Consider the following 14,391-nt stretch of genomic DNA (forward strand, 5'->3'; position numbering starts at 1 on the left):
ACGCTCCGGTCATCGTCGGGGTCGAGCGGGTCGCGCTCGCCCGGGTCGAGTTTGCCGTCGCGGTTCGAGTCCTCGATGCCATCGGCCACGCTGCCGTCGTCGGTGTCGGAGTCGAGCGGGTTCGTCGTGGTGGCGGTGTCCTGATCGGGCTGGAAGATGGACAAGTTGGTGCCCGAGCCCTGGGGCGTGTCCAGGCCCAGTTCGGTGCCGTCCTGGAGGCCATCACCATCGGTGTCCTTGTTGCGCGGGTCGGTCTCGCCCGGGTCCACGTAGCCGTCGCAGTTGGCGTCCTCGTTGCCGTCCAGGATGCCGTCGTCGTCGGAGTCGTCATCGTTCGGATCCGTACCGGTGGCCGTCTCGATGCTGTCGGCGATGCCGTCCTTGTCGGTGTCGACGCCGATGAGCCAGGTGTAGGTGGCCGGCGTGGGGTCCACGACGCCGCCATAGGTCCGGGCGCGCACGGCGAAGGTGTGACGGCCGTCGGTCAGGTCCGTGTAGTTCTTCGGGGTGCTGCATGGCACGAAGGTCCGCCCATCGAGGCTGCAGTCGTAGCCGCCGATGTCGAACCGGCCCGGGGAATCGAAGGTGAAGGAGATGGTGGTGCTGCGGGTCTCGGCCTCCGGCGGGGTGATGGTGAGGATGCGCGTATCCGGCGGCTTCGCGTCGATGGTGAAGGGGACGCTGGTGGAGGAGCTGGTGTTGCCCGCCGCGTCCTTCGCCGTGGCGCTGACGGTGTGCGGGCCGTCCGTGAGCGGAGTCGGTGCCGGGAACGACCAGTTGCCCGCGCTGTCCGCGACCACCCGGCCAATCACCTTGCCATCCACGCTCACGATGACCGTGGCGTTGGGCTCGGCGGTACCGGTGAACAGGGGCCGCTGGATGGTGAGCACGGCGCCCGAGGTGGGCGCGGTGATGACGGGCGGGTTGGGGGCCACCGAGTCCACCGTGAAGGTGGTGCTCGCCGGCTGGCTCGGGGTGCCCGTGCCGTCCGTGGCGATCGCGTTGACGGTGTGGGGGCCCTCGCCCAGCGGCGTGGTGCCCGTGCAGGACCAGTTACCAGAGGAGTCCGTGGTCGCGGTGCACAGCTCCGTGCCGCCCGAGTTCCTCACGGTCACCGTGGTGCCCGGCAGGGCCGTGCCGGTGTACGTGGGCGTGTTGTCGTTGGTGATGGAGCCATTGGCCGGCGTGGTGATGACGGGCTTCGGGACGATGGCCACCTCGATGCGCGTGGGGCCGCTGCCGGCCGGGCTGCGCGAGGGCGTCGTCACCGGGTCGATGCCCAGCAGGCCGCCCGCGGTGATGAAGGCCTGGTTCTCCACCGAGCCCGTGGTGGTGGTCTTGACCTGCATCCGGAAGGAGATGCTGGTGCTCTCGCCCACATCCCCCGGGGCCACGATGCCCCGGATGGTGCCGCCCGCGGAGGACGTGGCGCCCGTGCCCAGGTACACGGTGATGGAGTGGGTGGCCGAGTCGTAGAACGCGGTGTCATCCCCCTTGGCATCGGTGCGCGGGCCCGGCGCGGCGGTGTCGCTCGCCGCCACCGTGAGGAGCTGGATGGACTCCGGCACGTAGTCGAGCAGCGCGGGCAGCGGATCCGTGAGGACCGTGTCGCGCGAGTGGTCATCGCCCACGTTGCGGGTGGTGATGGTGTACTCGAGGATGTCGCCCGGGCGGACCGTCCCGTCGGCGCGGGTGATGTTGCGCACGGACTTGAGGGTGTTGGTGAAGTCCGGGGCCTGGGTGGTGATGGAGGTGATGAAGCCGCCCAGCCAGAACTTGTCGCCGCTGGTGTTGACCTTCACCGTGGCCGTCTTGGCGCCCGCGGCCACCGTGACGTCCACCACGTCCAGGTCCATGCCGGACAAGCTGCCGGGCGTGCCGGTGAGCTGGGGACGGTCATACCGGTGGCTGATGGGCAGGGTGTCGAGCACCCCGTCGGCGCCGGTGGGAACGCCGGTCAGCGGCGTGTCGGTGCGCACGCCGGTCCTGTTGGTGGTCCACGAGCGCGTGCTGTTGAAGAAGTTGTTGGGCGGGTTGAGGTCGTTGCTGAGCAGCGTGCCGTTGAACTCGAACGTGTCGTTGATGTCCGGCGCCGGGTCATCACCCTCGAAGGCGATGACGCCCAGCTTGGCGTCCTGGGCATACGTCGGCACGTGGAAGCCCGCCAGCGAGATGGTGGTGCCGGGCGTGCCCGCCACCACGCGCATGCTGTCGAAGAGCTTCAGGTGCCGCTTGGTGATGGAGCCCGGCTCCTCGTAGAAGACCACCATCCACCAGGCGTCGAAGAGGTACTCGCCCGTCGTGGTGTCGAAGGGGATGGCCTGCACGTCACTGACCTGGTAGACGCCCGGGCCGTACGCCTTCACCAGCTCCGTGATGTCCGCCGTGGACTGGTACTGGTACTCCGTGCCCGGGTCCTGCTGGAAGGCGTAGTCGTCGGCGGTGAGGAACTTCTCGAAGCCGGCCACGCCCGAGCGCGACACCGTGGCGGTCAGGTCCGGCGCGGCGATCATGTCACCGGCGGACGAGTTGAAGCGGGTGGCCGCCCAGTAGATGCGCGCGTGCGCCACGCGGGCCCCGGGGGGCAGGGTGAGCACCGCCTGGCTGCGGGCGTGCAGGGGATTGGCCGGTGCCGGCGCGCTGCCGTCAGGCGGGAGGTAGGGACTGGTGACGGCCCCGGTGTTCTCGAGCGTCCAGTCGTTCAGGGTCCAGAAGAAGTCCGGGGAGGTGTCACGGCCGGAGCAGGTCCGCTCGCCGTAGACGAACTCGTTCGGCGGCATCCTCCCGGTGAGCGGCCGCGGCGTGGTGCTGCGGCAGTCCTGGCCGAGCGTGTTGCCGATGAGCGCGAAGTTGCCGTACAGGTCGGCCGTGTAACGCAGCTTGGGGTCCGCGTTGTTGGTGGGTGTCTGGGCCCGGGCGCTGCCGGCCGTCAGCAGCACCGCGAGGGCGAGCAGCAGTGCCGGCGCGCCCTTCAGCGGCGCGAGGCTCCGGCTCTCGGTGGGGAGTGGCGGTACGTGATTTCTCATAGGTGCCACGAGGGACTCGGGGGTGGAGAAGGACCGGGACGCCCCCTGTGCAAACTCGACGCCATCGGCCGTTCGGGTGTTCAGCTTAGGTCACTTTGATTCCCGGCCGCGAATTTCGAGCCCTCGCTCGCCTGCTCTTCCTGGGGCGGCGGTTGCGACTACAAGCATGTGGCGGAGGGAGGCGTGCTTCCCGAGGGGGCGGGGGAGCGTGGCGGAACGCCTCTGTGGCGAAACGCCACGCCACACCCATGGGGCGGCCCACCTGATATGAGCGGCGCCCATGAGCATGATGAGCTGGCTGCTGTGGATGGTCCTCTCCTCGCTGACGGGCAGCCCGGTGCTGTCCGGCCTGGCGGTGCTGGCCCTGGTGATCCTGGTGGATCGCTACACGGTGGGAATCCTCCCCAGCCCGCTGAGGGCCATGGGCCGGTGGCAGCGGGCCTCCAAGCTGCAGCGGCTGCTGCGGTCCAACCCGCATGACCGGCGGGCGCGCTACGAGCTGGCGGACCTGTGGGTGCGGCGGGGGAAGTACGCGGCGGCGGTGGAGGTGCTCAAGCCGAACCTGGAGGCGGGTGACGACGATGTGGGGACGCTGTTCCTGCTGGGGGTGGCGTACCTGGGGGCGGGTGACGCGGCGCGGGGTGAGCTGTTGCTGGACGAGGCGGCGAAGCAGGAGCCGGGCTACCAGATGGGGGCGGTGGACCTGGAGCGCGGGCGCTTCCGGCTGGCGCGCGGGGACACGAAGGGCGCCATCGAGGCCCTGAAGGGCCTGTGCGAGGCGCGGCAGGGGACGGTGGAGGGGCGGGTGCTGCTGGCCCGGGCCCTGGACAAGAGCGGCCGGGACGCGGACGCGGCGCTCCTGCGCGAGGAGGCCTGGAAGGAGTACGTGGCCGCTCCCAGCTTCCAGCGGCGCCGGGAGCGCCTGTGGGCCTGGCGGGCACGCCCCAGCCGGCCCCTGGCCTACGGGGTGGCCCTGGTGGCGGTGCTCGCCCTCGGCCTCTCCGTGTTGAGCCGGGTGACGGCCCCCGAGCCCTCGCCGGACGGCTACGGCTTCTACGACGAGTAATCCTGCTAAGCTGCGACTTCCATGTTTCCGACCCCCGCCCAGGTCCTGAGGCAGCGCGAGGGGGCGCTCGCCGAGACTCCATTCCCCCTGCTGCTGCACGCGCTGGCCATCGAGGAGCGCACGTGCACGCTGGAGCTGAAGGTGCGCCAGCGCGAGAAGCGCATCACCTTCGAGGACGGCGCGCCGGTGGCGTGCTCCAGCAACCTGCTGCACGAGACGCTGGGCAAGTTCCTGGTGGAGAAGGGGAAGCTGTCCGAGGTGGACTACCAGAAGGCGCTGGCGGAGAGCGTCCAGACGGAGGTGCCCATCGGGGGGCTGCTGGTGCAGAAGGGGCTCATCAGCCCGTTCGACCTGTACAAGCAGATGCAGGCGAACATGGCGCTGAAGCTGCTGGACTGCTTCCGGTGGACGGACGCGCGCTTCCGGCTCATCGCGGACATCGAGCCGCCGGACACCAGCGTGCGGATGAACACGTCGCAGCTCATCCTCACGGGCATCTCCACGATGATGCCCTTCGACGAGGTGGCCACGCACTTCACCTTCACGGATGACCGGCACTTCGCGCAGGTGCCGGGCGTGGAGGGGCCGAGGCTGTCCTCGAAGGACGCGCGGCTGTTCCAGGCGCTGCGCTTCCGGCCCACCTTCACGGAGCTGCAGCAGCGCTCGGGGCTGGACACGGATGCCACGCTGCGCCGGCTCTACGCCTTCTGCCTGCTGGGGCTGGCGGACTTCGCGGAGGAGGTGGACAAGCGTCCGCAACCTGCGCCCTCGGCGGTGGCCGCGGCGCCCATGCCGGGACCGGCGCTGACGCCGATGCCGGGCTCGCTCGAGACGGTGGATGTGGCGGCCCTGGCCCCGGCGGCCACGGGGCTGCCGTTCTCGGACGAGGACGAGGCGGTGAAGAACGCGCTGCTGAGTGCCTTCATGTCGCACCGCGGCCAGGATCCCTTCGACTTGCTGGGGGTGCCGGAGGACGTGCAGCCGGTGGCGCTGCGCAAGGCGTTCCTGGCGCTGACGGACAAGTTCTCGCCGCTGCGGTTCCAGACGGCGGACCTGAAGGAGAAGGCGGAGGGGCTGTTGGTGGGGTACGCGAGGGCGTACGGGGCGCTGTCGGAGGTGGAGCAGGCGGCGCTGTGGCGCAAGCGGAGGGCGGCGGCGCGGGAGAAGAAGGTGGGGACGGGGCGGCCGTCCACGGCGGAGCAGTTCCGCATCCGGACGGACCTGCTGGACGCGAGCACGCAGTACGACGAGGCGCGCAAGCGGCTGAAGGCGGAGAACTACGCGGGCGCCTTCGAGTACTTCGAGTACGCGTGCGACATCGACCCCAAGCCGCTGTACCGGGCGTACCGGGCGTGGGCGCGCTACCTGATGAAGCCGGAGGCGCACGGGAAGCTGGCGCTCCAGGAGCTGCTGGACGTGGTGAAGCAGGAGCCCGGGTGCGAGGAGGCGTGGTTCTTCACGGGCGAGGTGTCGCGCGGCGAGGGCCAGTGGGCGCAGGCGGAGGATGCGTACCGCAAGGCCTTCAAGCTCAACCCGAAGAACCGGCAGTACGTGGACCTCATCCAGGACACGATGAAGCGCGTGAAGCGCTGAGCTCACTGGAGACGGACCTGCCCATGCTTCCCGGTCAGGCCCGGGTGCCGCGCGGCTTCCGGGCTGGGGCCGGCGGGCGCTCCGGCTTCATGCGGATGCCGTCGAGAATCACTCCCAGCATGCGGGGGTAGAGCTGCTCCGCGGTGATCTCCAGCTCCTCGAGCACGTCTGGCCGCAGGAGCTGGTCCACCAGGGTGAGCATCATGCGGACGACGAGCCGGGGCTCCACGTCCGCGCGCAGCGCACCGGCCTTCACCCCCGCCGCGAGGAACGCACCGAAGCGCGCCTGCACCGACTCGCGCCGCAGCTCCGCCAGCTTCTGCCAGAGCATGGGGGCGTCCCGCTGGAGATCCCGCAGCAGCGTGGCCGAGCTCCCGTAGCGGCCCGCCAGCGTGCGGACGAAGGTCTCCAGCCGCACGCCGAACTCCACCCGCTCGTCCTCGACGATGGCCTGCAGCGCCGCACCGAGGCGTGCGAGGCCGGTCTCGATGACCACCTCGCCCAGCGCCTCCTTGCTGGAGAAGTGCCGGTAGAGCGTCTTCTTGCTCATCCGCAGCTCGGTGGCGAGCTCATCCATCGTCACGCGCGAATAGCCGTGGGTGAGGAAGAACTGCTCGGCCTTCTCCAGGATGCGGGTGCGTGCCTCGTCCGCTTCCGTCACGCGAGGGCTCCCTGGCGAGGCCCCTCGTACACCATTCCCACGCCGCCGCCGGGGCCGATGGTGACGTTGCGGCGCACCGGGCGCTCTGGCGTGTCGCTCGCGAGCGAGAAGCGGTGCACGGCCAGCAGCGTGCCCAGGACGATGCGCATCTCGTACTGCGCGAAGGCCGCTCCGATGCAGCGACGCGCGCCGCCGCCGAAGGGCAGGTACTCGAAGGGCGAGTACTTGCGCTCGAGGAAGCGCTCGGGGCGGAAGCGCTCCGGCTCGGGGTAGGTGGCCGGGTCCACGTGCGCCAGGGCGATGGCGGCCATGAGGGCGGTGCCGGGTGGCAGCTCGCGCCCGCGCAGGGTGAAGGGCGCCACGGTGCGGCGGCCCACCACCGCGACGATGGGATGGAGGCGCAGCGACTCGTCACACACCGCGGTGAGGTAGGGCAGCTTCGCGAGCGCCTCCGGGTCGGGCACCGGGCCCAGCGGGGCCAGCTCCTCCAGCAGCCGCTGCTTCGTCTCGGGGATGCGGTGCAGGTGGTAGAGGGCCCAGGCCATGCCGATGGCCGTCGTCTCGTGGCCGGCGATGAGCAGGGTGCGCAGCTCGTCCTTCAGCTCCGCGTCCGTCATGGGCTGGCCGTCCTCGTCCCGCGCGGTGAGCAGCAGGCTGAGGATGTCGGTGTGGCCGGCCTCGTGTCCACGCCGGGTGGTGAGGTCCTCCGTCAACAACTGGTCCAACTCCGTCACGTAGCGCTGGAAGCGCGCCCAGGGGCCCATGCCGCCGAAGGAGCGGCGCAGCGGCACCGCCATCATCAGCAGCGGCGTATACGCCTCCATGTAGCCCGCCAGCACCTCGCGGTAGCGCCGTACGCGCTCCGGCTCCTCGATGCCGAAGACGGCGCGGATGATGACCTCGAGCGAGATGGACTGGGTGAGCTCCTGGGCGCGGAAGGGGCCGCCCGGGCGCAGCGTCTCCACCGCGCGCAGGGTGAGCTCCTGCATGAGCTGCCCATAGGCGCGCATGCGCTCGCCATGGAAGGGGGGCATGAGCAGCTTGCGCTCGCGCTTGTGGCGCTGCCCGCCCATCAGCAGCAGCGAGTTGTCTCCCACCGCGGGCGCCAGGGGGAGCTGGCCCAGCGGCTCGAAGGTGGCGGGGTCCGCGCTGAAGATGTCGCGGATGCCCTCCGGGTTTCCCGTGATGACCACGTTGCCCACCGGCAGCGGCGCGGTGAACGGATCTCCGTAGCGCTCGCGGCAATCGACGAAGAAGCGGGTGACGTCCCGGATGAAGCGGAACGTCTGCACCGGGGTGATGCGAGGCCCGGACGGCAGTTGCGGGGTGCTCATGGCTCGTCCTCCTGGGAACGGCGCTGGAAACCGAGGAAACTATAAAAGTTTCCCGAGTTTCCGGCAACCCTTCCTGGGCACGGGTCACATCAGCTCGACGGCCAGGTCCAGACGGGGCTCGAAGTGGCCCGAGGGCAGGGCGTCGAGCTGTCCCTCCCAGCGCACCTGGGCCCGGGGGGAGAAGCGGACACCCCGGCGGCCCCATTGTCCGAGGAGCAGGTCCATCCGGAGCGAGGCCTCGGCCTCGTGCCGCAGACCCCGGTGGAGGGTGTACGTGGGGGACCAGGCGGCCTCCAGGCGCACCGCGTTGGCCAGCGAGCCGGGCAGGTCCACGCGCTGCGAGAAGGAGAGCCGGGGGCCCACGGCGGGCGCGAGCTCGTCACGCCCCCAGCGCAGCGCGGCCCGGGCACCCAGGCCCAGCGCGGCGTGGTGCTCGAAGCGGCGGCCCTCGTCCAGTACGAGGAGCGCCTCGGCCTGGGCGGTGGCCCGGTGCGGCAGCGTCTGTCCCTGCTCCCTCGATTCGAGCAGGGCCTCCATGCCCCAGCCCAGCTCATCGAGCAGGGTGCTCCGGTGCCAGGGCGGCTCGCGCAGCAACGTCCGGTAGCCCAGGAGCGTGAGCCGCGAGTCCAACACGCGCGGCAGTCCCCGCCGGGGCTCCAGGCGTATCTCACCGTCGAGCACGCGCAGCTCGCTGCTGGGCCGGTAGCCGTGCAGGTACGGCTCGCCCAGGGCCTGGCTCAGGCCCGCCGTCCGCAGCCCCACCACGGGCCGCACCCGTCCCGAGGGCGCCAGGTCCATGCCCACCATCACCGCCGTCCGCGCCGCGCCCGAGCTCCGTGGGGCGCGCGAGGACAGCTCCCGCTCCACCCGCGTCTTGCGCGTGCGATCCCTCTCCAGGAAGGCGAGGGGATCCACCTCGGAGAAGAGCCCCGTCTGAAGTCCTCCCTGCACCTCGGTGGCGGTGATGAAGGTGGCCTCGATGGCCTCGGCCCGCGCGAGCAGCCGTGCCTCCGCTTCCGTGGGCTCCCGCTTGTCCGCGGTGGCCAGCGCCTGCTGCAACAGGGTGATGCGATCGAGCGTCGCGAGCTTGCGCTGCAGCACGTCCTCCCGCTCGAAGAGGAACTGGCGCTCGCGCACGTCTTCCTCGGGCGTGGACACGGCCGTGTGGATCTTCACCAGCAGCGCCCGCTCCACCTTCAGCCGCTCATCCTCGGCCCGGTCCACCTCCGAGCGCTCCACCCGTACCGACCAGGCGAGGTACGCATGCAGCAGCGTGCGCACGGACTCGCGCTCCGGCTCCGGCGCGGAGGCGAGCACGGCCTCGGCCAGCGCGGGCACCCGGGACCAGGCCTCGCGGCGCTTCTCCGGCTCGGGGGATTGGAGCCGCCGGTGCAGCAGGCGCAGCCTCGTGTGCGCCTCGGGCCCCACCCGCGTGGCCAGGGCCTCGAGCGCTTCCTCCCGGGCCTCGTGGGCGCGCAGGGCCCGCTCGCCGGTGGACTCGAAGTCGTCCGGGATGTGCTCCAGCAGCTCCACCCGGGTGAACGCATCCAGCACGGCACCGGGCAACACCCAGAGGGAGCCGGGTGAGCGCACCCGGCGGTCCTCTTCCAGCGCGCCGTTGACGAGGAAGACGAGCGCGCTCGCGCAGTTGTCGGTCAGGAAGTAGTAGGGCAGGTAGCCGCGCCGCTCCATCTCCCAGATGCGCTCCAGCAGCCGCACCTGTTCGCTCGGGGTGAGGCGCAGGCGGAAGCGGCGGATGGTGCGCTGCTCCAACTCCAGCGTCTCGTGCGCGAGGTCCCCCATGGTCGAGGTGAGGAAGCCCAGCGAGAAGCCTCCGGCCAGCCCCCTCGCGATGTAGCGCGGGCCTCCCGTCTCCACTCCCGTCAAGGCCACGGGCTGCACCACCGCCTCGAAGCCCGGCCCTCGCGGGATGGCCCCCTCGTGCCACACCGGCCGCATCAACAGGTGGCCGAAGAGGGACTCGGGCTGCCGGCCCGTGGAGGCCACCATGAGCAGCTCGAAGTGCGACAGCTCTCCGGCGTTGGCCCACCTGTCGAAGGCGGGGCATGGCGCGCGGGGCGGCGGCGTCCAGAGCCCCTGCGCGGCCAGCAGCTCCCCGAGGGCCCGCGTCTTGGAGAGCTCCTGGCAGGACACCCGGTCATCCACCGGGAGGGCCTCCTCGCGCAGGGACTCGGCCGGGACGAACAGCTCCTCGGCGAAGGTGACCAGGTCCAGGGACGCGCTCTTCTGTCCGCGCGCCCGGCTGAAGGCTCCCGCATAGGAGAGGAGGGACTGCTCGCTCAGGGTGAGCGGCCGCTCGAAGGGGGCGAGCCAACCGGACAGCCGGCGCCAGCCCCGAGCCCGGCTCCACTGGCGCGCATCGTCCCAGCGTTGCATCACCGCGTGCACCACCGCGCGGCGGCGCCACAACCGCTCCAGCTCGGCGTCGGTGAGGCGGGTGGTGCGCAGCGTGGCCCGCCGCTCCTGGGTGGGGACGAAGTCATAGAGGTGGAATTGGCGCCGGTCCTCGCTCCAGTCCGGCCGGCGCTCGGAGTCGTTGCCCATGCCCAGCGGCGCCGGCTCCGGGTGCAGCACCAGCTCCAGCGAGCCGCCGGGAGGACGGCGCAGCGCGGGGGGAAGCGCGGCGAGCCCGGCCTCCACCTCCGTGACGAGCGCCGCGTCCTTCGAGGCCGGAGCGCGCAGCACCAGTCCATGCTCCGTCTCCAACGTGCGGACGCGCTCGGCGAGTGTCCTCGCGGCGGCGGGTTGCGCCACCACGAGCCCGGTCACCAGCGCCACCAGGGTCCTCATTCCACGACTCCGTAGGCCGCGAGGAACGCGAGCCGGTCCTCCTCCAGCCGCTGCTCGGTGCGAGCGAGCTGCCCCACCCGCGCGAGCCATCCGAGGGCGTGCTCGGGCGTGAGCATGGAGGACTCGGCGAGCGCGAGCAGCTCGCTCCGGTGCTCGCGCAGCACCCGGCCGAAGAGCCGGAGGTTCTCGCGGCGGATGCGCGCCATGGCGGCGAGGTCCTCGATGCTGGGGCCGGCCCCGAGCGCCAGGTCTTCCCGCAGCTGATGGGTGCGCGCGCGCAGATACGCCTGGGCGGCCTCGCCCACGTTCGCGGGAGGAGGGGGGCCCGCGGACGGGGCCTTCATGATCATCCAGAAGGCGAGGCCCAGCCCGCCCAGGGTGGCACCCACGACACTGAAGGACAGGACGTTGCCGCCCCTGCTGCTCTGGGAGTTCTCCGAGCTCCCCCCGGATTGGGACTGACTGGCTTCGCCCTCGCCCGAGTTGCCCGAGTTGGACTCACTCGAGGGGCCCTGCGAGCTCTCCCCGGACTGGGACTGGCTGGAGTCGCCCTGGCTCGAGTTGCTCGAGTTGGAGTCGCTCGAGTTGCCCGAGTTGGATTCACTCGAGGGGCCCTGTGAGCTCTCACCGGACTGGGACTGACTGGAGTCACCCGAATTGGACTCACTCGAGTTGCCCGAGTTGGACTCACTCGAGTTGCCCGACGCGTTGGACGAGGCGCCCGAGCCCGAGTCCGAGTTCGAGGCGCTCATGGAGCCCGCGCCCACGGCTCCAGGTGTCTGACATCCCGAGACCAACAGCCAGGTGATTGCCCCGATGACGCGTGTCCGCTGACCCTTCATCTTCATGCTGCCCCCTGAGGTGATGTTCACGCGCGGACAGCCTAGCCATTGGCGTGCCGACGGTCCTGCCTCGGACTTCCAGGGGGTTGCGGGGACTCACTCCAGGTCCGTGCGAAGAGCACTTGGCGCTCATGTGCAGGCCCATGCACGAGCCCCGCGCATTGACGCGGTGCGCTCAGGATGTGGGTCAGCCAATCACCGCGTCTCAGTGCACCACGGTGACAGGCCGTCCGGCGTGCTGAACGACGCGGTCGCTCACGGAGCCGAGCAACCACTTCCCGCCGGGATTGAGGCCGCGGGCGCCGATGACGATGTGGTCGGCGCCGAGCTTGTCGGCCATGGAGACGATGGTGTCGGCGGGGCGGCCGATCTCCACGACCTTTTCGACCTGGGCCTTGGGGAGATCGGAGGCGACTTCATCGAGCATGCGCCGGACGGCATCCAACTCCTCGGGGGAGCGCTGGGGCCCGGAGATGATCTCCGAGTCCAGGAAGCCGAGGGCGAGCATGCGAGGGGGCTCGAGGACGAAGAGGAGGGTGATGCGCGAGCCCGTCTGCTGTGCCAGGTCATGGGCGAAGCGCGCGGCCTTGCGAGAGGTCTGCGAGCCATCGATGGCGACGAGGATGTGGTGGATCACGTCCGCCTCCGGGGAAGGAACCGGGGGCGAGGACCCCCATACCGTCAGGGTGGGGCGGGGCGCGCCAGGGGCAAGGGGAAGGCGCCCGCCCGCCCGTCCGCAGGGCCGCCAGGGCGGCTACGGCTTCACGGTGGTGATGAACTTCGTCTTCCCGCCCTCGACCTGGAGAATCACGGCCTCCTTCACCGCGTCGCGATTCTTGTCGAGGTTGATGGTGCCACCCACGCCCGGGAAGTCCTTGGTGGCCGCGATGGCGTCGCGGATGGATGCGCGCGACAGGTCCGGCGCGCGCTTCATCGCGTCGATGGCGAGCTTCGCGGCGTCATAGGCCAGGGCCGCCACGCTGTCCGGCAGGGCGCCGCCGTGGGTCGCCTTGTACTTCGCGATGAACTCCTGCACGCGCGCATCCGGGTTATCCACCGAGTAGTGGTTGGAGTAGTAGCTGCCCTCGAGCGCGGCGCCGCCCAGCTCGAAGAGCTTGTCGGACTCCCAGCCATCGCCGCCGAGCAGCGGCACGGAGAGCCCCAGCTCGCGCGCCTGCCGGGCGATGAGGCCCACGTCCGTGTAGTAGCCGGGCACGAAGAGGGCCTCGGGCCGGGCCTGCTTGAAGGCGGTGATCTGCGCGCGGAAGTCCGTATCGCCCTTGGAGTAGCTCTCGTTGGCGACGATGGCGCCGCCCATCTCGGAGAACTTCCGGCTGAACACGCCCGTCAGCCCCACCGAGTAGTCGCTCTTGTTGTCCTGCAGCACGGCCACCCGGTTGAGCTTCAGGTTCTCGCGGGCGAACTTCGCCATCACGAAGCCCTGGAAGGGATCGATGAAGCAGACGCGGAAGATGTAGTCGCCCCGGCGGGTGACTGCGGGGTTGGTGGAGGTGGGGGTGATCATCGGCACGCCGGCCGCCTGGGCCTTCTCCGCCATGGCCATGGAGTTGGTGGAGGCGGCCTCGCCGAGGATGACGGACACCTTGTCGTGGGAGATGAGGCGCGTGGCCGCCTGGGCGGCCTCCTCGGGCCTGCCCTGGCTGTCGTAGACGCGCACCTCCAGCTTCTTGCCCTTCACCCCGCCCGCGGCATTGGCCTCCGCCACGGCCATGGCGATGCCATTGCGCGCGGAGACGCCGAAGGTGGCTTCGCTGCCCGTGAGGCTGCCCACCTGGCCCAGGAGGATGGTGTCCGTGTCCGCCGGAGGAGCCCCCGCGGCCGGGGAGGGAGCGGGCTGGGAAGCGGGCGCGGGGGAGTCCTTCTTCTCACAAGCGGCCACCAGCACCGTGAGTGCGGCGAGCAGCATCGGGACGGCGGAACGGCGCATGCGTACTTCCTCCACGAATGGCGTCGCCCGCCTTCTAGCGCACTCCCGTCCCGCTGGCTTGCCTCGCTCCTTCGTGCTCACGTTGACACCCGGGGAGGGGCCGATTTTCCTTCGGCCGCCCCTCAGGAGGACACCGGGAATGCGGCTTCGGGAGATGACATGGAGGTTCATCGCGCCATGCGTGGTGGCCATGGTGCTGGCGGCCTGTGGATCGGGGGGGTATGACCTGACGTGCGCAGGGGCGGAGGACTGTCTCGAGTCCGAGCTCTGCCATCCGACGGACAAGGTGTGCGTGCAGTTGTGTACCACCCAGGAGCACTGCCCCCTGAAGGCCGAGGCCTGCGAGGCGCTGAGCGACCCGAGCGGTCCGAAGATCTGCAAATGCCCGGCGGGAACGGCGTGTGTGAGTGACAGGGAGTCGTAGCCGCCAGGGGTAGACTCCCAGGCCGGCGGCGGGGGACCCGTGAAGAGGCTCGAGGCCGACGAATGAGTGATGAGACGGGTGAGGGCCGGGGACCCTCGTACGATGCGCGGGAGGATCTGGAGAGCCGGTTGCGCCTGGCGACGCCGGAGTACACCACGCGCGGCATCCTATTCCTGGCCACGTTGACGTCCGTCCGGGAGCTCGGTGGTGAGGAGATGGTGAAGCGCTGCGTGGAGGCGAGCGGGGAGTCGGAGTTCGTGGAGTTCTTCAACTATCCCACCAGCGCCCTCCTCCAGATGCTGGGCACCGCGGCCGGGCTGCTGGGCGCCAGCCGGGGGGGCTACGCGGAGGTCCTGCGGTACATCGCGAAGCGGACCGTGGAGCTCTACATGACGTCCGTGGTGGGCCGGTCCGCGCAACTGGTGTCCTCGACGGACCCCATGCGCCTGGTGCGGACCCTGGAGGCGCTCTACAAGGTGTCGATGGTCTACTCGGCGCCCACGGTGGTCTGGAAGGGGCCCAAGCGAGGAGTCCTCACCGTTCAACGCACCTTCACGCCCCTGGCGTATCACGAGGGCGGGGCGCTCACCCTCGGGGTCATGTTGGGCTTGAAGAACGTGGAGGCACACGCGCGGCCCACGGGACCGCTCAGTCTGGAGTTGGAGCTCTCCTGGGAGTAGGCGGGG

General features: G+C 70.5%; 11 protein-coding genes. 4 read left to right on the top strand and 7 right to left on the bottom strand.

Features of this window, described 5'->3' with window-relative positions; all coding sequences use genetic code 11:
* Positions 1 to 3,026 (bottom strand): Ig-like domain-containing protein (locus Q664_RS28425; RefSeq protein ID WP_043402721.1); only part of this gene is annotated, 3,026 nt, incomplete at its 3' end.
* Positions 3,027 to 3,312: 286 nt separating this feature from the next.
* Between Q664_RS28425 and Q664_RS28430 the strand changes: the two genes are divergently transcribed.
* Together Q664_RS28430 and Q664_RS28435 are read left to right on the top strand one after the other, a co-directional pair.
* Positions 3,313 to 4,092 carry a tetratricopeptide repeat protein gene (locus Q664_RS28430; RefSeq protein ID WP_052518792.1) on the top strand — a complete coding sequence of 260 codons (780 nt, stop codon included), beginning with the start codon at positions 3,313 to 3,315 and terminating at the stop codon, positions 4,090 to 4,092.
* Positions 4,093 to 4,113: 21 nt separating this feature from the next.
* Complete coding sequence (locus Q664_RS28435; RefSeq protein ID WP_043402724.1) at positions 4,114 to 5,685, top strand: DUF4388 domain-containing protein; 1,572 nt, start codon at positions 4,114 to 4,116, stop codon at positions 5,683 to 5,685.
* A gap of 34 nt (positions 5,686 to 5,719) precedes the next feature.
* On the opposite strand, the gene Q664_RS52770 is transcribed toward Q664_RS28435, so the two are convergent.
* From Q664_RS52770 to Q664_RS28465, 6 genes are all read right to left on the bottom strand, one after another.
* Positions 5,720 to 6,346: a TetR/AcrR family transcriptional regulator gene (locus Q664_RS52770; RefSeq protein ID WP_052518781.1), complete on the bottom strand. Its 627-nt coding sequence runs from the start codon at positions 6,344 to 6,346 to the stop codon at positions 5,720 to 5,722.
* Positions 6,343 to 7,680, bottom strand: a complete 1,338-nt coding sequence (locus Q664_RS28445) for a cytochrome P450 (protein ID WP_043402727.1) — start codon at positions 7,678 to 7,680, stop codon at positions 6,343 to 6,345. Before Q664_RS28445 ends, Q664_RS52770 begins: the two co-directional genes overlap by 4 nt.
* Positions 7,681 to 7,764: 84 nt before the next feature.
* Complete coding sequence (locus Q664_RS28450; protein ID WP_052518782.1) at positions 7,765 to 10,491, bottom strand: lipoprotein N-acyltransferase Lnb domain-containing protein; 2,727 nt, start codon at positions 10,489 to 10,491, stop codon at positions 7,765 to 7,767.
* Entirely contained in the window at positions 10,488 to 11,339 is an 852-nt protein-coding gene (locus Q664_RS60175; protein ID WP_200883778.1) for a hypothetical protein, read from the bottom strand. The genes Q664_RS28450 and Q664_RS60175 overlap by 4 nt, the downstream gene beginning before the upstream one ends.
* Positions 11,340 to 11,538: 199 nt before the next feature.
* Entirely contained in the window at positions 11,539 to 11,970 is a 432-nt protein-coding gene (locus Q664_RS28460; RefSeq protein WP_043402735.1) for a universal stress protein, read from the bottom strand.
* 117 nt (positions 11,971 to 12,087) lie between these two features.
* The gene (locus Q664_RS28465) at positions 12,088 to 13,281 is read right to left on the bottom strand and encodes an ABC transporter substrate-binding protein (protein WP_043402737.1); all 1,194 of its coding nucleotides are present in this window, start codon (positions 13,279 to 13,281) and stop codon (positions 12,088 to 12,090) included.
* Between the two features lie 139 nt (positions 13,282 to 13,420).
* Here Q664_RS28465 and Q664_RS28470 point away from each other — a divergent pair, with 139 nt between their 5' ends.
* Both Q664_RS28470 and Q664_RS28475 read left to right on the top strand, forming a co-directional pair.
* Positions 13,421 to 13,705 carry a hypothetical protein gene (locus Q664_RS28470; protein WP_043402739.1) on the top strand — a complete coding sequence of 95 codons (285 nt, stop codon included), beginning with the start codon at positions 13,421 to 13,423 and terminating at the stop codon, positions 13,703 to 13,705.
* 62 nt (positions 13,706 to 13,767) lie between these two features.
* Positions 13,768 to 14,385: a TIGR02265 family protein gene (locus Q664_RS28475; RefSeq protein WP_052518783.1), complete on the top strand. Its 618-nt coding sequence runs from the start codon at positions 13,768 to 13,770 to the stop codon at positions 14,383 to 14,385.
* The last annotated feature ends 6 nt before the right edge of the window (positions 14,386 to 14,391 follow it).

It is taken from the genome of Archangium violaceum Cb vi76 (genome assembly GCF_000733295.1).
Taxonomy (GTDB): Bacteria; Myxococcota; Myxococcia; order Myxococcales; family Myxococcaceae; genus Archangium; species Archangium violaceum.